This is a genomic window from Pseudomonas sp. CFII64 (assembly GCF_000416235.1).
Lineage (GTDB): Bacteria > Pseudomonadota > Gammaproteobacteria > Pseudomonadales > Pseudomonadaceae > Aquipseudomonas.
This window is the reverse complement of sequence record NZ_ATLO01000049.1, coordinates 178,595-203,022: the sequence shown is the minus strand read 5'-3', so window position 1 is coordinate 203,022 and position 24,428 is coordinate 178,595. Positions and strand designations below refer to the sequence as shown.

18 protein-coding genes and 1 pseudogene are annotated in these 24,428 nt (G+C 50.3%); 8 read left to right on the top strand and 11 right to left on the bottom strand.

Annotation, left to right across the window (positions count from 1 at the left end; all coding sequences use genetic code 11):
• Positions 1 to 33: 33 nt before the first annotated feature.
• Positions 34 to 495, top strand: a complete 462-nt coding sequence (locus tag CFII64_RS23860; protein ID WP_020293427.1) for an Lrp/AsnC family transcriptional regulator — start codon at positions 34 to 36, stop codon at positions 493 to 495.
• Positions 496 to 499: 4 nt separating this feature from the next.
• Here CFII64_RS23860 and CFII64_RS23855 read toward each other — a convergent pair whose 3' ends face one another.
• A complete protein-coding gene (locus tag CFII64_RS23855) occupies positions 500 to 1,195 on the bottom strand; it encodes an Abi family protein (protein ID WP_020293426.1) in 696 nt (231 codons plus the stop codon).
• Between the two features lie 403 nt (positions 1,196 to 1,598).
• Between CFII64_RS23855 and CFII64_RS23850 the strand changes: the two are divergent.
• Both CFII64_RS23850 and CFII64_RS29895 read left to right on the top strand, forming a co-directional pair.
• Positions 1,599 to 2,450: pseudogene (locus CFII64_RS23850) on the top strand (YifB family Mg chelatase-like AAA ATPase); the annotation flags it as partial.
• Between the two features lie 692 nt (positions 2,451 to 3,142).
• Positions 3,143 to 3,388: a hypothetical protein gene (locus CFII64_RS29895; RefSeq protein ID WP_156883259.1), complete on the top strand. Its 246-nt coding sequence runs from the start codon at positions 3,143 to 3,145 to the stop codon at positions 3,386 to 3,388.
• A 277-nt stretch (positions 3,389 to 3,665) separates the two neighbouring features.
• On the opposite strand, the gene CFII64_RS29520 is transcribed toward CFII64_RS29895, so the two are convergent.
• On the bottom strand, positions 3,666 to 4,424 hold the full coding sequence (locus tag CFII64_RS29520; RefSeq protein WP_177325445.1) for a C1 family peptidase: 759 nt from the start codon (positions 4,422 to 4,424) through the stop codon (positions 3,666 to 3,668).
• Positions 4,425 to 4,429: 5 nt separating this feature from the next.
• Positions 4,430 to 5,821: a hypothetical protein gene (locus CFII64_RS29890; protein WP_156883257.1), complete on the bottom strand. Its 1,392-nt coding sequence runs from the start codon at positions 5,819 to 5,821 to the stop codon at positions 4,430 to 4,432.
• Positions 5,822 to 6,163: 342 nt separating this feature from the next.
• On the opposite strand from CFII64_RS29890, the gene CFII64_RS23835 reads away from it, so the two are divergent.
• Positions 6,164 to 6,967, top strand: a complete 804-nt coding sequence (locus CFII64_RS23835) for a bifunctional 2-polyprenyl-6-hydroxyphenol methylase/3-demethylubiquinol 3-O-methyltransferase UbiG (protein WP_020293422.1) — start codon at positions 6,164 to 6,166, stop codon at positions 6,965 to 6,967.
• Positions 6,968 to 7,386: 419 nt separating this feature from the next.
• On the opposite strand, the gene CFII64_RS23830 is transcribed toward CFII64_RS23835, so the two are convergent.
• From CFII64_RS23830 to CFII64_RS23825, 3 genes are read right to left on the bottom strand one after another with little or no spacing between them, the layout of a single operon-like run.
• The gene (locus tag CFII64_RS23830; RefSeq protein ID WP_020293421.1) at positions 7,387 to 9,378 is read right to left on the bottom strand and encodes a hypothetical protein; all 1,992 of its coding nucleotides are present in this window, start codon (positions 9,376 to 9,378) and stop codon (positions 7,387 to 7,389) included.
• Positions 9,372 to 10,004 (bottom strand): hypothetical protein, encoded by a 633-nt coding sequence (locus CFII64_RS29515; protein ID WP_084488310.1) that lies wholly within the window; start codon positions 10,002 to 10,004, stop codon positions 9,372 to 9,374. Before CFII64_RS29515 ends, CFII64_RS23830 begins: the two co-directional genes overlap by 7 nt.
• Positions 9,994 to 11,592 carry a VPA1262 family N-terminal domain-containing protein gene (locus CFII64_RS23825; protein ID WP_052026658.1) on the bottom strand — a complete coding sequence of 533 codons (1,599 nt, stop codon included), beginning with the start codon at positions 11,590 to 11,592 and terminating at the stop codon, positions 9,994 to 9,996. Before CFII64_RS23825 ends, CFII64_RS29515 begins: the two co-directional genes overlap by 11 nt.
• A gap of 358 nt (positions 11,593 to 11,950) precedes the next feature.
• On the opposite strand from CFII64_RS23825, the gene CFII64_RS23820 reads away from it, so the two are divergent.
• The 4 genes from CFII64_RS23820 to CFII64_RS23805 all read left to right on the top strand — a co-directional run bounded on the left by CFII64_RS23820 (position 11,951) and on the right by CFII64_RS23805 (position 18,430).
• A complete protein-coding gene (locus CFII64_RS23820) occupies positions 11,951 to 13,123 on the top strand; it encodes an AAA family ATPase (protein WP_020293417.1) in 1,173 nt (390 codons plus the stop codon).
• The gene (locus CFII64_RS23815) at positions 13,120 to 15,330 is read left to right on the top strand and encodes a S8 family peptidase (protein WP_020293416.1); all 2,211 of its coding nucleotides are present in this window, start codon (positions 13,120 to 13,122) and stop codon (positions 15,328 to 15,330) included. The genes CFII64_RS23820 and CFII64_RS23815 overlap by 4 nt, the downstream gene beginning before the upstream one ends.
• Before the next feature lie 71 nt (positions 15,331 to 15,401).
• The gene (locus tag CFII64_RS23810; protein ID WP_020293415.1) at positions 15,402 to 16,568 is read left to right on the top strand and encodes a S8 family serine peptidase; all 1,167 of its coding nucleotides are present in this window, start codon (positions 15,402 to 15,404) and stop codon (positions 16,566 to 16,568) included.
• Between the two features lie 125 nt (positions 16,569 to 16,693).
• Positions 16,694 to 18,430: a hypothetical protein gene (locus CFII64_RS23805; RefSeq protein WP_177325444.1), complete on the top strand. Its 1,737-nt coding sequence runs from the start codon at positions 16,694 to 16,696 to the stop codon at positions 18,428 to 18,430.
• A gap of 1 nt (position 18,431) precedes the next feature.
• Here the strand turns inward: CFII64_RS23805 and CFII64_RS23800 are convergent, their stop codons facing one another.
• The 5 genes from CFII64_RS23800 to CFII64_RS23785 form a co-directional block, all read right to left on the bottom strand.
• Positions 18,432 to 19,286 carry a hypothetical protein gene (locus CFII64_RS23800; protein ID WP_256208168.1) on the bottom strand — a complete coding sequence of 285 codons (855 nt, stop codon included), beginning with the start codon at positions 19,284 to 19,286 and terminating at the stop codon, positions 18,432 to 18,434.
• Positions 19,287 to 19,869: 583 nt separating this feature from the next.
• Entirely contained in the window at positions 19,870 to 20,988 is a 1,119-nt protein-coding gene (locus tag CFII64_RS30605; RefSeq protein ID WP_084488308.1) for a TniQ family protein, read from the bottom strand.
• Positions 20,946 to 21,836 (bottom strand): TniB family NTP-binding protein, encoded by an 891-nt coding sequence (locus tag CFII64_RS23795; protein ID WP_020293411.1) that lies wholly within the window; start codon positions 21,834 to 21,836, stop codon positions 20,946 to 20,948. The genes CFII64_RS30605 and CFII64_RS23795 overlap by 43 nt, the downstream gene beginning before the upstream one ends.
• A complete protein-coding gene (locus CFII64_RS23790; protein ID WP_020293410.1) occupies positions 21,833 to 23,755 on the bottom strand; it encodes a Mu transposase C-terminal domain-containing protein in 1,923 nt (640 codons plus the stop codon). Before CFII64_RS23790 ends, CFII64_RS23795 begins: the two co-directional genes overlap by 4 nt.
• A complete protein-coding gene (locus CFII64_RS23785) occupies positions 23,752 to 24,297 on the bottom strand; it encodes a heteromeric transposase endonuclease subunit TnsA (RefSeq protein ID WP_044901663.1) in 546 nt (181 codons plus the stop codon). Before CFII64_RS23785 ends, CFII64_RS23790 begins: the two co-directional genes overlap by 4 nt.
• Positions 24,298 to 24,428 lie beyond the last annotated feature (131 nt).

Here is a 24,428-nt window from a genome sequence, read left to right as displayed (position 1 = left end):
GAAAATATTTCTCCAAATCATCGGTAGCGAAGAATGGATAGTTTTGACCGGCACATCCTGAGCCTGCTCCAGCGCGACGCATCCATGCCGCTCAAGGATCTGGCCGAAGCGGTCAACCTCTCGACCACCCCATGCTGGAAGCGGGTGAAGAAGCTCGAAGAGGCGGGCTTCATCAAAGCCAAAGTGGTGCTGCTGGACGCCGAAAAGCTCGGCCTCGGCTTGTCCGTGTTCGTGCAACTCAAGACCCAGCGTCACGACAGCCAGTGGCTCGAACACTTCGCCCAGACCGTCATGCAGTTCGAGGAAGTCATGGAGTTCTACCGCATGGCCGGCGAATGGGACTACATGCTGCGCCTGGTCGTCCACGACATGGCCGCTTACGACCGTTTCTACAAAAAACTCATCAGCAGCACCGAAGGCCTGTCGAACATCACCTCGAGCTTTTCCATGGAGCAGCTTAAATACACGACGGCGCTGCCGTTGCCGCGTGGTTGATGTTCTACCCCTCGGTTTTAAGTCGTTGCAAATTGAGGCGTGAACAGAGAGAACCTTTCCAGCATTTCCAGTCGGCAAGTATTGGAGGGAACCGATCATGCGCTTGCATCCAGCCGAACAAGACCGGGTCAATCCAGGCGATGATTTCCGAAATATCACGGTGCAGCGCCGATAGCGGTTGCCATAGCAAGGGCTCGTGATGGAAACATCTGTTGCGCAGCGTTCTTCCGTTGTTAAGGCGCTTGCGGATCAGCTCAGGTCGACGCAGAGCTTTGGGACAATGGAAAAAGACCTTCATCAACGGTTTTGACAAAGTCTTGGTCGTCGCTTTGTTGAATAGAGCCGTCCAGAACCCAAAGCTGAGTTCTGCAACTATGTTGTCCGGGGAGGCTGCGACGTGGCGTTGACTCAAGACTGCTTTTGCATCACGTATTTTCTCGTAAAGCTTTTCTAGCGCACCGTCACCGCAGCAACGCCACTCCTCATACCAGTCTTCACGGCCATAGCTGAGAGCCATCTCTTTTTGGATACCGTTGCGCAGCGCGACTTCCAGAATATGGAATACCGAAACCAGTGCCTCAGCGATCCTCATATTGTGGACGTAGGCTTGTGCGGCTATGGATTCCTGCCCCCGATGCCCGTGTAAGTAACGAGCCATCCTGGGAGTCGACAGCTTTGATTCCAATGTCTGCCATATCATCGACGGTCAAAATCCTTTTTTATGTCTGCCCCAGATGCAGAGGTCACGAATAATACCTACCGCTGGGAACACATCAAATTCAGCCTTTTCCTCACAATGTGACGGATATTTCATCTAGTCCTGCAAGCCTTACCGAATCACCGATTTCAGGTTTGACCATGCCGCCCAAGTTGAATATATTCGCCGGGCAGCCCTGACAACTCCACTCCCGGGATTCTGAAACGGTGATGAGCTCAGGTAAGAATATGGCCCCGCTTTGCGGGGCCAACCTGTTTCTGGCCCGCGCGTTTTATCGCCCAGCACGGCCAGCTTTCTCTGTCGTTAACACCCTGTATCCATTCATTCGCTCACGACGCTTCGCAATCGCGCAGGATGCGCACATCGCATTCTCAAGGAAGAGTCCATGTCGCTCGCCATCGTTCATAGCCGCGCCCAGGTTGGGGTTGAGGCGCCCGCTGTTACTGTTGAAGCGCACTTGGCCAATGGTCTGCCCGCGCTGACGCTGGTGGGATTGCCGGAAGGTGCGGTGAAGGAAAGCAAGGATCGCGTGCGCAGTGCGATTCTGAATTCCGGGCTGAAATTTCCTGATCGGCGCATCACGTTGAATCTCGCTCCGGCGGATTTACCCAAGGATGGCGGGCGTTTTGATCTGGCGATTGCCTTGGGTTTGCTGGCTGCAAACGGGCAAGTGCCGCTGACGGCGTTGCAGGATGTGGAGTGCCTCGGCGAACTGGCGTTGTCGGGGGCGATTCGGTCGATTCAGGGCGTGTTGCCAGCCGCATTGGCCGCCCGCGCTGCCGAGCGCACGCTGATCATTCCTGCGGTCAATGCCGAAGAAGCGTGTCTGGCGTCAGGTTTGCGGGTCATCGCCGCCAATCATCTGCTGGAACTGGTGGCCCATTTCAACGGCCAGGCGCCCATCGCGCCTTATCAGGCCAGCGGACTGCTGCATCAGACCAAACCTTACCCGGACCTCAGCGAAGTCCAGGGCCAGACGGCCGCCAAACGCGCGCTGATCGTAGCCGCAGCTGGCGCGCATAACCTGTTATTCAGCGGCCCACCCGGCACCGGCAAAACCCTGCTCGCCAGTCGCCTGCCCGGTCTGCTGCCGCCGCTGGACGAACATGAAGCGCTGGAAGTCGCGGCGATTCAATCGGTCGCCAGCCAGATTCCCTTGACCAGCTGGCCGCAGCGGCCATTCCGTCAGCCGCACCATTCAGCGTCCGGCCCGGCGTTAGTGGGCGGCGGCTGTAGGTTTTCGAAATAAATGCGAAATACTGGAAATTAATGCGACTTCTCTACGAAATGATCTGCAGCCACCAGTCGATGGAGTCGACTGCAACCCACATAAATGTATAGCCGCTGATATTACACGGCAAAGCTCTGGTGGTTTCCGCGCAGCCAATAGTGCCCCAGTAGGCCCCTTCGTTTCTAGCTTCCACATCATCAAAAATGAGTCAACCCAGTTTTTACATCATAAACTGTGTGAACTACCTTATTGCCTTAGACAATGAGGTAGTGACGTTGCAGGCGCGGTTCACAGCGCATCACTCGCAAGTCATTTATGAGTCACATGTGTAGCTCCATCCCCCAATAACAGCCGCGCCGCTAAAGTATTATTTTTCTTGGGTTCTCGAAGAGGGCTAAGCAATGTCGCAAATACTCGCTGTCGGACGTGCTTGGATTATTTAGATAAATACATAACAAACTTTTGCAAGAGCAGATTTTTGCTTTGGCCCAAGCCGTGTCAATGTGTCTTTATTTGGGGTGATGCATGTTGCATTAATCACCACGCGGTATGTGTATTAAAATATCAAGCGTGCTCGAAGTTGGCCTTTTCAATTGTTATTCTATTTGGATATATCTGAATGCTGCCCTATTTCGAATCCGTCATTCACTCGTCGTGCCTCCTGCTATGATGTGAAAATGAATAGGAGGATGTGGGTAATGGATGATATCCAAGTTAGAGAGCTGAAAGAGGCTCTGCTGGCAGTTTTGAGTACCGCTGCATCAATTGGAATCGACATAGATATTTTGTGTCAGCTGGCGACAGACGAGCTGCTGAGTGGCCGAAATTCAAGTTGCGGTAATTTGTATGCCGCAGGTGCTGTGTACCAATTAGGTACATGTATGGGGCGAGTGTTAGAGCCTATAGAGTCGGCATCTTCTGATGTATTTTTAGTACCGCTTTAAGGTCTTCCCGTGACGATCCTTGTTGAGGACTTAGCTGTTGAGTGAAGTTTTGCTTGCCAGCGAGTATCCGGTTGTCTACTGGTTGCAGGCCTGGTAGCGTGCTACAGCTTGGTTCTATATGGTGATTGGCGCTGAAGCGCCAAGTTAAGCATAGGATATTTCATATTGAATATTATTTGTTTTTTTGGATTATGGATTAGAAAAGTCGAGACTGGCTGATTTGGTAAGCTAAGTCTTCAATGGGTTATAGTCGCGAGCGCCGATTTCAGACCGTGCGTTAAAGACTAACTTTCGTGAGTGCAAAAAAATTTCCAGCCCATTTAGGATTAACCAAATATTCGAATGGAATTCGACCAAATCCTTTGTCGCCCCAGTTTCCGCTCCTGCTATTTTGAAAAATAACATAGTCACCTTCAAATCCAATCGCGGCCACTGCATGACGGTCGAACCAGTTGGTTCCCGGCTCCGGGATTTTAACTATTCCACTTTCTGTGACCTCCTTTGCTTGGTAGTTGGGGAATAAATATACTCCAAATACGAGAGGATAGCCGTCAGTCATCGCATGTTTTATAGAATTTGCATTCTGCGCTACTCCCTCAAATTCGAGCAATCTATAATTTATCGCATCTTCGTAGCATAATTTTTCTGGTACTACTGCAAGACGTTGTAGAATATAAGGCCAGTTTTTTTCCAAACATACCCCTTCCTCTTTTATAGAGCTCAAAGCCGTGCTGATTGGGATACCGCTGTTGGTGTTTAACCGATTCAAGCGTTTTAAAGAGTTATAGTGTAAGAAAAGTCTTGAGTTTTCTACCGGATCTAGATCTTGCTTGTGACGAATAATCTGCATCGCTGCTAATACAGCATGCGAAGTGCAGGTATTTGAATTTCCCTGGTCAAAAACTAGCATTCCTGGAAAGCCGAGAAATATGGGACCGTCAGTGAGGGAAAATGACGTAAAATTCCCCGAGTATTTTCCGTCGACTTCCATTTGAGGCTCAGGGATCCAACCAGAATCTATGTATTCGTTTGTCATGGTCATCACTCGTAGGGTGGGCAGGGAGCTTTTTTACCGTATGCTATTGCCGCTTCAATTGCCTTCCCGCACGCATCAAACATTTCAACTTTAGCATTCCACATGTCGGTAGATCCATCAGATTTATAAGACGTATATTTATTCACAGTCGCATGCCACTTAGCGATAGCTTTGAAGTACTCAAGCTCTAAGGCTCGTTGAGTTTTGTCATTTTCCTGATCTTCCAAGTCTCTAGCGGATGGTAATTCGTCTTTTAATATTTTTTTCATATCATCACTTACTGCGCCTAAAATCGAGGCAAATTTCTGACCATACACATTCGCTTCACGCGTTTCTGAAAGAACGGCTTTGGAGTAAAAAGCCCCGACTGGCAATTTAATGTCTCCTTTTCCTGTGCTCCATTGTTTCAAACAGTCAGCGGGGCAGATGATATTCGCCCATGCCAATATCTCATTTGACATGTCGGCTTCGGTAATGACGAAGTCAAGTCGACGTTTCTTTTTGTTTTTCTCGACAGCACAATCAGGGGTGTTTACTCTGTCTTTTGGTGGAAGCGTCATATTATATTTTGACTCCTCTAAACAAAAATCTTTAAGGTGTTTCTCCACGATCAATAAGTCATATGGGTCTGGTTTCTGAGGGGGGGTATGTTTTCTTTTTAATACACTCATCGCACTTAAGTAGGGGGTCGCTGCTCTTGCCCACTTAGCTTGTTCTGTGGATGCATCTTCCAAGTCTGTAGGGTACTTGATAGGGTCGCTCGTGTTGGAAAGTAGTCGCTGATCTCCATATTCTATCGTCGTGTTCTGCTTCAGCCCTTCGAAATTAAATGTCGCAGATGCGAATGGCACCGAAGTGCCATAACCGTAAAGTGATACCGAAAAGCTGTAGTTTCCAGTTTTCGACATCCAGCTTCCTATCTCAAGTTTTTGTGTGCTAAAATAAGCAGGTACGAGTTTGAAGTATCCAGAACCTATATTGGTGTCCGTTTCTATGCTGAGTTCCAAGCGAACGTACTCTTTTTGTAATCCTGATTTATTGTATTCCCCACGGATAACTTCCAGGCAGCCGATATCAGGATTGGGTTCTAGGTCTCCGTAGTTAGTTATCACATATAAATTTTGCCTAGCAGTTGAAGGCGAGAATTGGCGAGTCTCTGAGTCTGCAGCTGCTTTCACCGAGGCTGCAACATGATCAACTACAGCATCAACAATTAATGGAAGAAAAATCGCAGCAACCGCAGCTGCTCCAGGTTCTTCCTTAGGCTGATGAGTGCATTTCTTCAACCATGTACTTGTGGTTTGTATCGATGAGGTCTCGGGCGCCGTTGTCGTGAGCGGATTAGATGAACAGCCAGCAATCAAGCAAAACACGATCCAGAGCTTTGGCGCTTTCATAGCACGCTCCTAACCAGGTAGTAACCCAAAACCGTCAGCGTAGGATTGAGTATTGCTCGATACCCTGAAACGGTATGCCTACATGAGGATAGTCGTAGAGCAATGTTTTTCAAGAATATGCTTGCGCTGCCGATAGCCGGTAGTGGCAGCCCAAAAATACAGTTAGGTTCATGCTCGCAACCTTGGATTTAGCTGGTCACCGCAAAGTGCCAGTGCTTCTTGGTCAGGGGGTGTTGGTGGGCAGTTCTACCGCCCCAGAGAGAAGAGGTATATCTTTAGGGGGCAGATCAAGGCTCGATTGGAAGACTAAATGTTCTTGTTTTTTATTGGGAGAATGAAGATTTGAGTATAGACAGACTGCAAACCAGTTTGCTTATGACGCCTGATCAATATGCGGATCAATGGGCTATAAACTCCCAGTCATATAATGCAGAGGGGTACTACCACTGGATGTCTGACCAGCTTGGCTCTATAAAAACGGTGGTTGAGATAGGATGTGGCTGCGGAAACGGCACTCTTGCGCTTGTGCAGAATGGGCGCCGGGTTGTGGTTATTGAGCCAAACGCCAAGGCAATCGAGCTTACAGCGAATAATCTTACCGGTGCTGGATTGTCAGTTCTAGTTTCTCAGGAAAGAGCTTCAATCGATTCCATGGAGCAGCAAGGCACTAATGTCGTGATAGTTCAAGGTGATATATTTGATTCGAAGTTAAACCAGCTCTTAGGCGGACTTAACTTTGATGCAATAGCTTGCTGGTTGATCGGAGCGGAGCCAGAGCGAATCGCAGAACATATCGGCAAATCGCTTGAGGCTTTTGTTGCCCCAGATACGGCAGTCTACCGAGAGAGACTCCATCGCCGCTGTTTTGAGCTGGGCCGTTTATGCCTAAAAATTGATGGATGCGTTCAAATGGTTGACCGCCAAGGAATTGGTTCATGGAGCGAAAAGGATTACGCAAGAGAGCATTTTGCCGGGCTTTACAGTCGGCTTGCCGGTGATGACTACCTCATTGAAAAAACGGACGTCATGCTCAAGCGAATGCACTCGGCTATGCAAACTTCGCAGATCAAATATTTTGCCCAAGACGGCGATCCTCGTGCTGTACGGGTTTTTGGGTCCGCTAAAGCAAGATTGCTGCGTCGTTAGTGCTGAGTTAGGACGTTTAGCACTAGGTAGACGGGCGGGCCTTTGTGTGTGGCGAGTCTTTTTCCGTTGTTCGTTGAGCTGGTGGTGGGCAGGGTGACTTGTCGCCGGATAGCAGCAGACGAGGTGTATCTGCCAAACGCTTACGATAGAGTTACAGTTCCATCAGGGTTTGAAATCGCCTCAGGATTGTGCATTACGATTAAAAAAATGCTGAATTAGAATTTTGACTGACATGCTGCGATCTTGTTAATACATGCGCGGCAGCACTACTAGAAAAAGCTAGGCTATATGCATTATTTTTCTACGGTTTCTTGTCAATAAGTGGAGTGTGGGGGCATGGCCGCTGGATACCAATCAGCAGGCAGCCCCCTCAGTTTGACTAACGACGGTCCAGCTTCAATACCAACTTTGGCTCACTGTCAACCAACACTATTCATAAGCTTATCAATATCTCTCATTAGATTGTCGTTGACTGGATATCTACGCGAGCTAAATTTAGTGAGCTCCTTCACAGCGGTAAAGGCCGTGGCTAGGTCAATTGAGGCCGTTTGTAGAATTTCCTGAAGAAATGAGCTACTTGTACTATTGAGGGCAATGCCCTGGACAGTTAATAGGAGCTCGTATACATCCCCCCTGATATATAGCAGGTAGTCTGAAACCGCTGGTTTGTCGGTTGAGCTAAAAACGGATATGGACTCAGGCAGGTGATTGCACTCAGGCTTTTCCCAAATTAACCGTCGAATCGCCAAGTGCTGAAAGGCTGTACGCCATTTATCGCGTGTCAATGTATCGTCTATTTCGTTCATTTCAAATATCGCTGAAGCTAATAGCTGGTGTAGCGCTGCCATTTGCCTTGCTTTTGGCGATTTGGAGTCGTAACACTCTCCTGAAGCCTGATCAAAAATTGCCAAGCCAATAGAAAACAAGAGGAATAAAAGTTCGCTAGCGCTAGACCGCGCAGAAAACTCATTTTTCTGTACATCAGAATCCCCAAACTCTACTAACTCTCTTAAAGTGTAAGCGGAAATCCACATTTTCTCCCAAATTTCAGTGGGATTCGTTGACCTGACAATAGGATATGCCAGTAAGTGGGCATGCATCCCAGGCATTTCTTTTCCCAAAGTAAAGAGGCTTGCGCGCTCAGTTAAGCGACGGCCTTTCTCTCCGTGCCAATCTTCATAGGAAATTTTCCATTCATCCACAAAGCCGGATATTGACGGCAAACTCTCGAAACCACTATGTGCATGAGATGCTAATAGGCAGAAATAACACCAATGCTCCCAGGTCTGGGCGTCTAATGGTGGTTGTTGAATTTCAAAATCCCCTTTGGTTCTACGGCCGATAGCTTCAATCAGAGCATTATCTACGTAAGCGCCAGACCGAGCGTCGCTGACATCTTTATCCGAGTGGAGTAACAGTTGGCGCATCAACCATGTGGACCAGCGAGCAAGTAAGGGAAGTGCATCGCTCCGCTCGGCCAAGACGTCCACCACAGACTTAGATAGCAAACTAATTTCTTGCTTTGCATTTTCAATTTGGGCGTCAGTTGCGTCGCGATACGGAAGGCGTCTTCCAGACTCTAATAGCTCTTGCCTAGCATGAACTAAAAGTAGTGGAATTACAGCTGATCCGTTCCAACCCCCATCATTTTTGAACGCAACCGGAGCGGAAGCGGCCCACTGACTCCAGTCATAATATCTAGAATCGAAAGCACTAATTCCGGCTACCATCAAAACAGATCGTATCAGATAGGGGCTTTGAGATTCTGACACGAGAGTTTTCAAGACGCTTGGGGCAAACCTATAAAGCACGTTAAATATGGGTAGCTCCTCCTCGTACATCATGAAGTCGGTGCCCCTCAAACCCCACCAAATCTCTTCTAATTTATTTTGACAACTTTCCCAATACGCCGCTGCTTCCTCACGAGCTTTATTATGCCGCTCCCACTGAGATTTCAAGGACGCCTGCTCAAGGGATAAGAAAATTTCTTTGCCTAAGCTGATATATGAGATCTGTGCAGGTTCATAGTCAGAAGCGTAGGCTATCATAGCGTTTGCTAGCCAATGTTCGATCTGCCAAGAGTTACTTTTAACTTGCCTTACTTTTTGCCATGTTGCTAACGATGGGTGTTTTTCTAGCGCCGCAGCACAAATCAATGCTTTCATCATTTCTAAAGCATTTTCTGAGTCGTCGAGGTTTAATTGACTTTGAATTTCAATGGTATGGTGGTCAAAAGGGGCGATTGTGTTGTCTGCGTCAACCAATAGACTCACGCTTTCGCTAAGAAGTTTTGGGGAGTTTTGACGTAAATAAACTATGTACTCTTGGAAGTCTTCCACTGTTTTGAATGAAGTATCTGAATGTGCCTGATCACTGCCAGCGTCTGTTTCTCTTGCCCATTGCATTAACATTTCCCGCCCTCCACGCGCCATGCCAATTCAAAAAACTCTATTGCGCCATGATCAGATGCTCGCCAGCCCCGACTTGCTGCGCTGACCTTTGCGTGAAAACCTCCAGCTGTACCGCCGAAGTGCCATAGCTCGTCATCGACGACTGCAAAACGGTCATGAACGTAGTCAAACCGATCTTTGAGATGGGTTCTAACATCAATGCAGCACTGCTTCAGTTTCCGGGCGGGCCTTTTATTAATCTCGTCTGCACGCTTCTGGAATTCGGATATCATGTCTGAATCAATTTCTTGATGTGGTTTAGTTAATATTCTGATGTCGCTTGCAACAAGATCTACATGTAGCCATTCTAAAATTTTATTTATTCTGGTTTTAGGTGGTATTTTATTGTCTGGCATCAGAAAATACTCATCTACGATCCAGACGCGTTCTACAGCTTCTGAAACTGCTCTGCCAAAAGCTTTTAAGGGTGTAGGATCGCCGGAGAATCTTCTGAGTGAAACGGCCTCCATTCCATCAGGAAAGCGACTGCTTCCTCCATCTTGGCTTCCCCATAAAATTTCAGTTTTGGGAAATGGCCTTTCTGGTCTGGCAGGGACTTTTGCAGGATTATTAAATTTAATTTTCATTCAGCCGTCCAGAATATTTGGACAGTTTTTTTATGTATGAGGCTAAGCTTAATGCCTGCTGTTGCATGCTGCCCAGTCTCTCAATAATCTCATCTGGGTTGGGAAGTTTCACAATCATTGATGCCTTATCACCCAGTGCGTTCAGGGATGCTCCCACGAACCAAACGTCATCATCCACCACCAGAAATCGATCATGAAGGACGGAAGGCGGAAGTATAAGAACAGTAGCCTGCACTTTCTGATGATCAGAAAGTTTCCCTATCCAGCTATCAAATTCGTTAAGTCGATCTAATTTCGTTTGTTTATCTTTAGGATTGAAGGCTAGATTCGATGTGAATAACGTGACCTTTATATCCGCGCCGTTCACGGCATACAGGTACTGTCCGAGCTGCAACCCTGCTAGATAGGGATCAGCGATTATTAGCCTGGACTGGGCGCTTCGTATGAGGTTCTGAATAAAGCGCATTGCTTCTTCTCTTGACCCGCTTGGAAACCAGTGCTGTCCATATCGCGCACCGTTTGCCAATCTATCTCTTCGGATTTTAGCAGTCTCTACCCGAGTAGTTATGTTGGGCTTGGGGTCGTCACCTAAGACGCTACTCGAGAACACCTCAGTTTCTGAGGCTGCGTCGTACATCATTCGTGGTGATTCCGGTGAATCTCCCGTTGGTACGCTTACTTTCCTTTTTGCACTAGATGCTATGCTCGTTTTTAAATGAACTTGCCGGACGAAGCCGGTTGGGGGCATGTAAGCAAGGACACCATGTGCTGGATGAGTTACTACATAGCCATACTGTCCTGTACAACTGCCCTTGCTTACATCTAGTATTCCATTAGCAGGTATTTGAGACGTTTGAAAGCTCGTCAGCAGGTGTGCCTGCTTATCAAACGTTGTTATTTGTAGTCCTTCAAGTGTTTGACCTGGTCGAGGGACGAAACGATAGAAAATTCTTTCTCCCTGTTCGCCTTTAGCAGGAATCATAAAATTATCAATTTCTTTAATTATAATGTCGGGGGCTATTAATGCTGCGCCGCCCAAGTACTCTTGATATTGTCTAAGGTTGATATGCATGCGTCTTGCAACAAAAGCTATCGCAGCAGAGTTTTTTAGAAACTCTTCAAATCCTTCATGATTGCTTAGTCGGCGATGTATTCGAGCAGGGTTGTTACCAATAAATGGAGCAGGGTCTTCGCGCTCAGTTGGCTGGGAAAACAGATCGTCTCCAATCGGCAGGCCAACATTCGGCCAGACTTGATCGTCAATCAATTCATTGACGGAAATTTTTACACCATCTAACTTGCTGTTACGCTCTTCGGGGCGCGTAGGTATCGGGGTACAACTTTCATCAGATCCCAGTGACCGATACCACTCAAGAGCGTCCTGTTTTGATAGTATGGTGCGGCGAAAAAAAACACTCTCACCGTTCCTGCTGACTTCATGTCGGTCAAAATCTATCATTGCCGGAGGTAACGGTCTCGCCGGCTGCCACAAACTTACGGTGGCAAACAGAAGGCGACATGGGCAACCCTTTTCTTGAAGCATCGCCACGCGTACGATTGCCCACTGGTATTCACTATCTAATGACATTATAGCCACGCATAAAATTGATTTTAATATACCGAAAATTCACAGCGCTGCCGCTTCTACCTGCTGAGCTTCTTGGCAATGAGCTTGATTAAGTATTCATCGCATCTAATTCTTAATCCCGTCAAGCAGTATCTTTTCGGACCAAAATCCAGCATCACATTTCGAAGGCGAATAGCGCTTTTGAATCATCTTTAGGCTTGGTCAAGCGGATTTGCTGGTTAGGTTATATACGCCGATCGTCGGTTTGGAGGCGTGTCCTCGCCTTGAGGTGCTTGCCACAGGGACGGGCAGCGCGCAGTATGCTAGAATCTAGTCCATATCTAGGAAGAACAAACCCCTTTAAAATCAGGCTATTCAGATGAAAACGGACGAATCGACTAAGCTAAAATCAGATCTAGTCCAGGTCGCAAGGCTAGCCCTCAGCGAAAAAACGGACGATGTTCGCCTCTTCGTCGCGCGCTTGGTGAGGCAATACCGAGGGGGGGAGCCGGATTTAGCGGAACAGCTCGATACGCTCCTTCGTACCATTGCTCCAGGCAGCGCTACGCATTACATGCGCCGGAAGAATTCTTCCAGACGAGAGGTAGCTAGCCTGCCGGTAGACGGCGAGTCTCAATTGTCATTGCTCAAGGTATTCGATGATGGACCCGATTTTCCGGCGCCATTGCTTGCTGCGACAGTGAGCGAATCTCTTGCTCAATTGATCAAAGAGCGAAAGCAGATTAAGAAGCTGGCTACCCTGGGCCTGCATCCAACCAAATCTTCCGTGTTTGTTGGGGCACCTGGTGTGGGCAAAACGATAACGGCTCGATGGATCGCTGCTCAGCTTGGTGTGCCGCTTTTCGTGCTCGACTTGACGGCAGTGATGAGTAGTCTGCTCGGAAAGAGTGGTTCAAACCTAAGAGCGGCGCTCGATTATGCCAAGAGCGTGCCTTCTGTACTCTTTCTGGATGAAATCGACGCTGTTGCAAAACGGCGCAGCGATGATAGCGATGTTGGAGAGCTCAAGCGGCTGGTAACGGTGATCTTGCAAGAGGTTGATGACTGGCCGTCTTCAGGTTTACTGCTAGCGGCGACTAATCACCCTGAATTGATTGATCGTGCACTATGGCGCCGTTTCGACCTTATTGTCGAATTCAAGACCCCGGATGCTGAAGCGGTGACAGTGGCCATCAAGCGCTTTCTTGGACCTGATTTGCCTAAGTTTGAGAAATGGATTGGCGTTCTTTCGTATACTTTTCAAAACCACTCGTTTAGTGATATTGAGAGGGAAATGCAGCGCTTTCGCCGGGCATTGGCCTTGGGCGTCAGTAGCTCTGCGAAATTGATTGAGGATATTGTGCGCCTGAAAGCACCGGACCTCGGGCGCGCAGAGCAGATCGAATTTGCCATGCTGTTGGATAGCGAGACATCCCTATCTCAGCGCGCGATACATGACATCACTGGCGTTAGCCGTGACACTATTCGAAAGCATAGAAACGTAGCCCCCACCCTTGTTAAGCGATCATCACGGACGAGCACTATTGCATGAGCCAAACGAATTTTCTCATTGGTCGAGGCGAGCTTTTAACGCAAAGCATTAAAGGCGTTGGAAGGAAAATCGATAAGGCTGACGCCTACACTTTTGAGCGTGCCAGGGAGCGTCTGACTGTACAGGCCGATGCTACCGCCGCTGCACTGGACAGTCTTTCACCTGCCGCTTGCCCGCAAGATTTCGCTGTAGCTCGGCTTGTGCTCAATCCGAGCTACATCGCGCGCTCTCTGTTTCCAGCCAATATGTTGCGGGCTGTGGGATTGGAGTCCATCGGAAGTCGCAAGGTGAAGGTCACGCCAGAAAGCTGGACTCGGAAAGTCGCGCCTAGGGAAACTTCGACTACAGAAATATTTGTAGCTGGAAAGCGCAGAGCTTTTCGAGCCTTTAGTCATTGGATGAACACCGTTGAGCCTGAGACCGACGAGGCGACCGAGTTAACCCGCATAGAAAACATTTTTGCGTTCGAGCCCCAAAGTCGAGTCGTCAACTCAGGCTCAGAACAAGATAAATACTTTGAGTGTGGTGTGCATATGCTGCCCGACCAGGACAGCAGCTTCATTCAGAACGAGTTCATAGCATTCGCTGCTCTACTGGGCCTTGTGGTACATAGCGAGCTTGGGTTCGAAGTAGGTAATTTGTGGTTTGTGCCTGTGCAAGGGCCGCACCAAAACGTTCTCAAGCTAGCTGAGTTCGTTTTTGTACGCGTAATTCGACCCGTTCCGAAGATGCGAGGCTTACTGCCGACGACCAAGCGAAGTGGTCCATCCGTTGGGTGCACACTGCCATCCCAAGCTCCGCTTTCCTCGGATCCGAGGGTGGCCATCTTGGACGCGGGCCTTCCGAAAGACCATACCATCGGAAAGTGGCTGCGTAACTACCGGGTCTTAGACGAAAACGCGAGCGACGATCCTGAAGGCCCCGAACATGGCCTAGCGGCGACTTCGGCCTTTTTGTTCGGTCCTATTGACCCTGAGGGCACCGCTAGCCGGCCATATTCCTATGTCGATCATCTGCGAGTTCTCGACGAGGGTGCCAGTCAGGAGAATCCGTTAGAGCTGTACCGAACGTTGGGTCATATCGAGGAGGTGCTGCTATCCCGTCAGTATGAGTTCATCAATCTCAGCGTCGGCCCCGATGTGGCCATCGAAGATGATGATGTTCACGCATGGACCTCAGTTATCGACAACCTGCTCAGCGACGGCAATACCTTTATGACGGTTGCCGCAGGTAACAACGGGGCTAGGGACTCGATTGTTCAGCTTGATCGAGTTCAGGTGCCTTCTGATTGCGTGAACGCAGTTACTGTGGGGGCTGCGAGCTGCACGAGCACGACTTGGGCGCGAGCCCCGTATAGCGCTCGTGGCCCGGGGCGAAGTCCGGGGGTTATAAAGCCGGATCTTATGGCATTTGGCGGCGGCAAACAGTATTTCCATGCGCTGCTTCCCGGCAAGAAACCTTCGCTGATTCCTCTTCTAGGAACGAGTTTCGCGGCACCCTATGTTCTGCGATCTGCTGTAGGGGTTCGGGCAGTTCTAGGCCAGGACCTATCACCGTTAGCGATCAAAGCGCTATTGATTCATTCCGCTGATCAGAACGGTCATGAACCTGCTGACGTAGGCTGGGGCAAGATTCCTGAGGACTTGATGCAGGTCATCACTTGTCCTTCCGGCGTAGCTAGGATCGTCTATCAAGGCGAACTGAAGCCAGGCAAATACATTCGAGCCCCTATTCCTCTCCCAGCGGCGGCCCTGACTGGCAAAGTAAAAGTCAAAGCCACCTTCTCATTTGCATGTGCTACCGACCCGCAAGACTCGGCCTCTTACACGAAGGCGGGGTTGGAGGTCACATTCAGGCCCAACAAGGACAACATAGAAAAGGGCAAAGCGAACGCTAAAACGAAATCCTTCTTTCAGCGGAAAAAGTTTGCCACTGAAGAAGAGCTGCGCGCGGACGCGGGTAAATGGGAGACCGTTCTCCATGACGCCAAGACGATGCTTGGTTCCAGCTTGAATAACGCGACTTTTGACATCCATTACAACGCTAGGGATCAAGGTGGTACGGCTGTTAAAGCAGAAAAGATCCGATACGCCCTTATCGTCACGATAGAGGCACCTAGGCATCCTGATCTTTTTGCTGAGATCCTCAAGGCCTACTCAGCACTGGTTGAGATCCAACCTCAGGTTGCTTTGCCAGTGAGGCTCTGAGGTTTTTCGTGGCGGGGCTATGCGCCCGCCAATGGCTATGAAGGTCGAGAGTGCCCTGCAAGGATAAGCGGATGGACCATTACATCATCTTAAGAAAACCCCCTAGCTCGCTAAAATCAATCAAGCGGGCCTCGGGTAATCAAGGTTTTGATGCACCTTCCCTCGCAACTGAGCGATTAACGCGCAATGCCGCTGCCGATTTGTGCCGAGACCCTGAAGTACTCGCCATTACCCAACCGATGGCAACAAAACTGATACGGCCGGTACAAAGTTCAGCTGCGCCAGCGGTCACTGGTGACGCCTGGGGGATTGCTTCAGTACGCGCTGATCAGTCGCCCTACACGGGGGCTGGTGTAAAGGTGGCAATTCTTGACACAGGCATTGACCGAACGCACCCCGCCTTCGCTGGCATGAATATCAAGGAGCAAGACTTCACCGGTGAGGGGGATGGTGACTTTGATGGCCATGGCACCCACTGCGCAGGAACTGTTTTCGGACAAGACGTTAATGGTCGGCGTATTGGGATCGCGCGAGGTATAAGCCAGGCTCTGATTGGAAAAGTGATCGGTCGACACGCCGGAAACTCCGAGATTCTCTTTGAGGGTTTGCAGTGGGCTCTGAGGGAGCGAGCTAATATCATCTCAATGTCGCTGGGTTTCGACTTTCCTGGAGAGGTGGACGACAAAGTCCAACTGGGATGGCCTGTCGACTTAGCAACTTCGCAGGCGCTTGAGATATTCCGGGGTAACCTCCGCCTTCTTGATGCGTTGATGATGATGTTTAAAGCCCAATCCGCTTTCAATGCGGCACCCTTGGTCATTGCTGCGGCTGGGAATGAGAGCCGTCGCTCTATCAATAGTGACTACAAGATTGCGTCTTCACTGCCAGCTGCAGCAGAGGGTGTGATTTCGGTTGCCGCCGCAACGGCACCCAGCCCTTTGTATGACATTGCCGACTTTTCCAACAGTTTCCCTTACCTCACCGCCCCAGGCGTGGATGTGCTATCAGCATGGCCTGGCGGCACACTTCACTCCATCGGTGGTACCAGCATGGCTTGCCCGCATGTTGCCGGTGTCGCGGCTCTTTGGTGGGAGCGTCTGCAAAAACAGCGCACGCCACAACTTGCCCAAGCAGTCGCCTCGCATCTGACGGCATACGCACGAAAAGATTGTTTCAATTCGAGTTTCGACTCGAGCGACTTTGGTCATGGTTTGGTGACCGCACCAACTTTTGCATGATGACCGGGTGCGCGCCTTTCTGCTCGCCATCAGCAGTAAAGCAACAGGAATTTTTTCATCGCATCGAGCAAACTGGCTAGATACACTTACTGCCGGGTACATGATGTCAAAGGAGTAGCATTTTGGTGGAGCCGGTAAAACGTGCAGAGTTTTCATACCAGCGTTCAGACTTACGGCATCCGGACAGTGAAGTGCGGCACCTCAAGGGCGATCATATTGTCTGGTGGTACGGCCCGCTTCGAAAAAATCCCAGAGCGATGTCGATACCATTGGTAAAAGTGGCTTTCCGAAGGCTTTACAACGACATCCCAGGCCCCCATACCACAGTCACCGTACCTCTCAGCAGCTTACCTCATTACCGATTGGGTACCATCTGGCAGGAAGGTCGGGGCGTCTCCGACACCAAACAGCTAACCAAGAAATTCCACGTCGACTTTTCCCCCAACGGCTGGTCTATTACCTCCAGAGCAGATCTCCATAGCCAAGGCATGTCCCATATTTTTCCTGTAGAAGAATACGCCCTGAAATGGGGCAATCGGGACCAATCCAAACTCATCAACTTCAATCAGCCTGACGGCAAAAACATTCTAGTTCCTTGCACCGAATTTTTCGTACGAGCTTATGCAAGGAATATGGATGTCTGTCGTGCATTGGCAACATTGAGGTGGTCGGACGTAATGGCCATGCTTTACGACGACCCCACACGAAGCGAACAGCGTTACCTGGTCAGACCAACTTCGAGGATGCGGAAATACGATGCTGTCTTTCTGGCGCATCTCCTATATGACGATTACACAGCCATGCGGGTAAAAAATATCAATGCGCAGTTCGTATCGCGATCCCCTGACGAGAGGTTTTTTCTGGAGGCAACGCCGTGGTTTAGCGGCCTCGCTCAAATCCTGTGCCGAGGGAGATGGATCAACAACGGCGACACCTTCCTGTGCTTGGACCTTAAGGGCGCAAGCCAGCCAAAAGGCGCCGGGATCGAATGGCAAGGGTTGAGCTTCGACAGCAGCAACGGAGTGGATGGCGCAGGCCGACTTATCCTACCTAGGCCAGTAAAGACCGCCCTTGAGGAAGAGTTCTTGGCTGAAGTTTCGTATGCAGAACCAGACAGTCACGCGGGAATAACTGTAGTCAAGGCTCCACCTTTTGTGACCCTTGGCGAAGAACGAACGGTTACGAAAACAAAGCGCATCATTGAGGCTGACCGCAGCCGAGTTGGCCCTCAGCCTCCAAGCGCAGAAAGTCACTCGAGCGGCGAAGGCAGGGGCGCAGGAAAGAATACGGGTAAGCTGGAGCATGAAGCAGAAGCCGAGCTAGAGTCCCGCGGATTTTTGCGTGACATCTGGAATGCATTCAAATCCATCCAGAAAGAAAACCCTAAAAGGGTGAGTGACGTGAATTGGTACACGCCACAGCACAGGTTTCAGAAACGCGATGATCTCAGAATAATTTTGCTGGCGCCTATTGAAGACCCAGAAACTGAAAACCAGATCAGGAATTGGGTTTATTTAAATGGCGATCTGAAAAAGCAACGCGGCGTGCTGGTATTGCGCATCAAAATCGATGGCAAAAATTATGTGTGTTTTGAAATACAGCGAGATGAGGTTCAAGAACAAAAAGTCGTGCCTCGTTACGCCGGTGTCCTGGTGGAAGTAGATTCGACACCGGAAGAGTTTGAAGCGCTTGTAGAAACGGTGTGCTCGAGAGTGCGTTACGCTATGGGCAGGTTCAAGAACATGCGCTCGGCCTTCCCGGCGAAAGCCAAGATTTTCAAGCACACCCAGACAGACGAAACCGTGTTGTACCGGAAACGGCTGGTTAACGTTTTCAACGAGTTGGAGGTGATTCTGGTGTGAATTAGCTGGATACCCGGGTGCCTCGCTTGTAACCATCGGCGGAGGGTATCCACAGCGTTTCCGATTCATGGTCAACGTCGAAACCAGCTACGCCCTCATAGCTCCGCGGCCGGTAGGCCAGGGCTATTCGTTTAGCCCTTCGAACGTTGTGGAAATATGCAAGTCCCTTAACCACCCAGCGGATTTCGAAATGCTCCTCTCGCGGTCTCTCTTTTAGAAGATCCACTAGCTCACGCTCGGCTTTATCCTTCTTAGCTTTCCGCAGCCAGCCGGCGTCAGGGCGAGAGGTAAGTTGCAAGTTGTGATGCACGTTCAGGTAGTTGATAAAACCTGTTACTGAGGCAACCTGACCGGGGGAGCTACGCCAAAACTGTGCAATCATTTTTTGCGTGGGTAAAGCTCCTTCTTCAAGGCTGCAAAAATTCAGCAGATTTGCTGCTGCACGCATGGCTAGCCTCACTGACCGAAGATCTGTGCCACCTAACTCAATTCGTATTGCCAGCGTGGCGAAATAACCCTGAAGCATTTTCTTAGGCCAGGGTTTGGCAATCTCAGAGAGTATGTCTTTCACACGTCGTTGCTCGGAGTCCTGCTCCCTTGCATCAGCGTCAACAGTGACCATCCCAGACCCTGCAAGCCATCGCATAGGATTTTCGGCTCGTCTAAGCCCCGAAGCCCTGAAGTACTCGAGCAGATCCGTGTAGGTAGGCACTGCTCTCCATGTGACTTCCAGTTCTCGGAAAAAACGATAGTAGCGATTAATGTTCAATGCTGCTTTATGTGGTCCTTGAGTCTCAAACACCCAACTTGCAAATCGACTGAATAGATCTTCAAATTGAGTGGAGCTGAAACCCATCAAGTTAATCGCCAAGCGCCTTTTGAAGGCCTTGGCCCAAGAGCAATTGATACATTCACGGCCCCGACCTGCCGGCATGTTCAAACCGCAGCTTTCACACCTGCGTGCTCCCTCGGTGGTACACATTTGGCAACGTTCACTACCATCATGTCCGACCAGGACCCTATGCCGCTGACATTCAGGACACGTCCCCGTTTCTGGGCCTCTGCATTTGGGGCAGGCACGCAACCCAGTTTTGGCACTGCAAGACAATCGCTGGGAGAGTCTGCCACAGACTTCACACGGCCGTGCCTCACGGAAATAGGGCACGCACGATTTGCAAACCGGTCCATATGCTGAACGCAGACCTATCTTGAACTCTGTTCTTTCGCATCGTACGCAAGGACCAGCGCGCTCGCACTTACTACAATGCGCAGCGATGTCGAAAACAGGTAGTCGCGCCAAACTTCCGCAGCCGCCGCACATTTGTTTTTTGAACAAGCGCGGATAACACGTTGAGCAGTACCGCTTGCCTCTGTGTACCTTGTGGGCCACGCGCATCCTTTTTCCACAGGCTTCACACCCCAACTCTTGTCGGATGTCATTAGATGTCATTTCGGCGAACCCTTCTCTGCAAACGAATCCACATCCGCAATACCTGCCGCTGATCATGGGACGGCTTATGACAGGTCTGAGAGGTTGTTTTACGAGGGTGTTTCGTAAGGACCGAAGCCATATGAATCAATAATCGAGGTGCATTGCTCACTGGCAGCGGCAGTATTGACTCCGGAAGTGATGCATTGATCGCCATCTCCATAAACTTCTCTGGACCGGCCTGCATTATCACTACAACGTTTCCGAGTAACCGGGCGCGCTCGCCAGGCCTCAGGTATTCGAAAGGTAGCCCTGACAACGTGCGCTGCCTCCAAGCGGGATCAAATCCGATCGCTTCGCAAAAGCGTTCTACATTCGCAGAGGGGTGACGTGCTGCCGTCTGTAAAAAAGTGATCATGGCACGAGCTGTCGACATCCAATCCCGGAAGCACAACTCAATGTTTCCGAAGCACATGGGCTTGCCACATGATCTATCTACGAGCATTTGGAACGCGAGAGCTTGGGGAGCAGCTGGAAGCCTGTGGAACGAGCTTAGTCCTTTCCCACACTGGTGACAGTTAGACATCAACGCGCCAGGGTGCAAAAGAGCGGGCTGAAGGGCTGCGTAACAATGATCGCAATGATCAATCAGTTGGACATGGTGGGCTGGACAAACCGTATGCCACGCGAGTCGGTTCTGGATCACATAATGAGGGTCTGGCAGATCCATGCAGTCAGGACAGCATTGGAGGCCTCCGGCGTGAAATTGCTTGCGACAACCTAATACCAAGATCCAAGGTAATACACCCACCGGATATTGGTTCTCAGTACCAAGCAAAGACTGGACCGCCGATTGGAGAGTGCTTGATGACAACTCTCGATATGTGATGCCAGTTGCTTTAACCAGCGCTGAAAGTCGGCCGTTTTCCATCCCTCGATCGATGTCACGACAGAACGCCCGATATCCAGGCCATGCGGTCGATGTGAGCGATTCCGGCGAGCAGCCATGCGCCAAGGCAGCTCTCACCAACCAAGATGAGAGCAATTCGTCAGGGAGTAACGCTGGAGTAATAGGCCAACGACTTCTTAGACCACGCGCTCCCGGATGCCACGAGTAGGACGTACCCATGATTTGTTCTCGATCATTTGCCTGTCTATACACTCCTTTCCAGAAAGTATTGCCTCCTTTGCACACTCAACCAGCAACCCATGAAGATCACCAATATTGCCTCCGCTTATTGAGTGGATGATTTGGGCAAGCTCAGGCTTGAACAATCCAGAAGGCTGTTTGAGTGGAAGCACCGCCTCAAATGCCTTCAGAAGCCGCTGGAAATCAGCGTTGAGCTTCCAGATTCCCAGTTTCACAACATCAAATCGGCTGGCATGCTGCGGGTCGAGGTGGAGTATTTGCACTGCATCGGGAGTACCCACGCCGATGATGGGAATCGCGAGCTCGTTACAGAGCTTCTTGAGCGCGTTCATCACCTCTCGTTGTTTAACTGCCGAACCAGTCAGCATGGAGTGGATCTCGTCGATGATAAGCATGCGCACTTTGAGCTCGCGCAGCGTATGAATGACCTGGTACCGCAATGCCAGCTTCGAGTCAGTTGGCCGATAAGGCATCCAAAAAGCCTCAAGAATCGAGACATAGAGATCTTTCTCTTCGGCGGAGGGAGGAGCTTCCGCCAAAATAACAGGCCTCACAGGCTCAGAGTTTTCATCAACATAACCTTCGCCATGGTTCTTTATGAACTGCCGCACAATCGTAGTTTTTCCATTATTGGAGTCGCCGACAATGAGCAAATTCGGCATCCGCGGACGTTTGGGCGCGTCAAATAGAGACTCAAGGGTATCCAGGACATTGTGTGCAGTTGGGTATCCGATCCAGCGCGGCTCCCCCATAAAGCGGATGCGCTCTCTGTCGGACAACAGCAATACGGGTCTGAAATCGGAGTGCAGATGTGAATAGTCGCTCATTGGATATCACCGATCAGATCAATTTCGTCGAGTAGAATCCCATCGCTAGAGAGCATCGGTTCCAGGGAGCTGGGCAGGTTTTTTATGGGCACTGCTGGAGTCACATTTTTGCTATGAACCTTCAGGCGCTGAGCGTCTCGACGTGCTTTCTTGGTGCTCGCGGAGGCTCTTTCTACAAGGACACGGTTCTCTAGGATCAGCCTCGCAATCAAGGCGTCATCAATATGTTGCCGACCTTCACTTACAGCCTTTCGCTTGGCGGCTTTGAACTCCCACACCGTAGCCGCCGGGAACGCCTGGTTGGCTACGGGGACTCGAAAATATTGTTTAAGCACGGGGTCATAGAACCACACGACGCTGATGTCTCTCGGATCACGCCGGAAGACAAATTTCCTCGCTAATCCTGTTTCAGAATCCTTGGTATTGATCCAGTGTCTGAGAGCTTCGGAGTAATAGAACACATCGATCTGGACACCGTATGCCTGGACTGTTCGATGGAACGACGGCATGAAATCCAGCTGTACGGTCAGAGGGTCCGCAGGCCTAGGTGGAATGCTCACAAGCGGATCTAACTCCCTGTTCCCGAAGAACCCAAGATGCCATTTACGCGCTGGACTCATATAGATCGCAGAATGAGGCACTTGATGGTAACGAAGGATGCTTTTTACTAACCACTCCTCGAATTCCCCCATCGTCAGAGCGGCACGCTTTTCTGAATCGTAGCCATCTCGATCAAAGGTGTTACTGAAGGTTGTACCTGGCAGTTCATGCACCATGCGCATGAAGGACCCAAGCAAACGTTCAATGTGCCCTCCATATTTAGGTCTTTTGACCGGTCGGAAGACATTTTCAATGTTGTAGTTTGAACAAGAGCGGCGGATATTTTCTGCTCGGAAATCCGCGCCATTGTCGGAGTGAATGACTCGCGGGAAGCCCCACACGGGCCAATCCCCATCCACGTTATGGATGTGCAGCCACGCCTCCTTAGGAAGCGCCGAATGGGCAATACACATGGCAACGGAGATTTCGGAAGGTTCTTCAAGAGAGAGGTAATAGCCAGTGATCATCCGCGAGTGGACGTCAATCGCGACAGTCAACCAAAGCCGACCGATTGGCTTCCGGTGCTGATCATCCACGACAATCAGGTCAATCGGCGTATGGTCAATTTGAATCACGGCAAGGGGGTAGTCCGCCCCCGGGAACTTGCCTACCGATGGTGTGTGTCGGTTCCTTGCTCGGTCGGCATATCCACGCTGGCGAAGTACATGCTTCTCAGGTATTCGCTTGATGCGCGCTCGAATAGCCGATGCTCCTGGAGGGTTGATGCCAAGCGCCTTTGCACGGGTCTCAATCTCTTTGATGGTCGACTGGATTGAGGGACGTTGCACGTTAAGGTAATGCTGCTCAATTACCTCTCGGACAATTTTTTCAGCTTCAATTGTCAACCTACTACTTCCAATGCTCCACCCCCTCTTACGTGGAACGAGCGCGAGCACCTCATTCCAATTCCTATATCTCTCCAACCAGCGATAGAGCGTCGTTGTGTCTACACCAAGCTCCTTGGCTCGCTTTTCTACACTGTCCTTTGCTGTGATCGCGTTGTTGATAAACGGCCGTATTGCTGCGAACCGTTTCTGGGCAACTGCCCAGTCATCCGAGCTGATGGTCGAGATGTCGTGATTAACATAGAGACCGTTGACCCTATCCGGTTCGACGGCACTCAGTTCCGACACGCGGAGTGAAGCGCTTCGCCCCGTTTCAACCTCAATTCCAATAACACTCTGGAAATCCAGAAGCTGCGCGATCTGGAATACTTGCTTGTCGTGGCGCACCACTGCACCGACCTCGATCGAGATTCGAGCTCGAGTCGGCTCGAATGGGATCAGATGCTCATCAGTGTCGATCTCATAGATGTTCATGGCGAAGGCACCCACAACTCAAGAAACTGGTCTAGCGGCTCAATGATGTCGCACTCGAGACGACGCGTGGCAACGAGGTGCCAAAGCAACGCAACGCCCCTCTCGCGATAGATGCCCTTGAAGTGCCTAGCAAGCAGATAGTGCACAGGCGCTATTTCCATTTCTCGTACGGTTTTCAGTACCATTTCAATGTCCTCCGGATCGAAGGCCAGCCGGTCGAAGCGCTCTAGAAAAACGATATTGTCTAGCGGAAGCCCTCGAATACGCGACTCGTCGTATATGGCGAAGCTCCATCCCTGCTCGCGAGCATGACGGCGAGCTGCCTTCCACTTGCCCATCCACTGTCGCCAGTGTTGACGCCATTCGTAAGCTGGCTTCACCTCTACCAGCATCGGTTTAATGTATTCGCGATAGTCTGCTTCGCCTTGGTGGTAATAAACCAGGTAGTCAGGTGTATAGGTTTGGGCACGTCCCAAGGGGTCGCAAAAATTGATCGCAACTGGCTGGGCGACTACTGAGAACACCCGATGCGAAAACCGCATTCGCTTGAGGAAGTCTCGTTCAAGGAGTGACTCATAGGGCACCCCTCCCGCAGCACGGAACGGCATAACTCCCGAAATGCTACGCCGAGTCGGCTTGATGGTCCTTACCTGCTTAATCTGGTCGCAGCTAT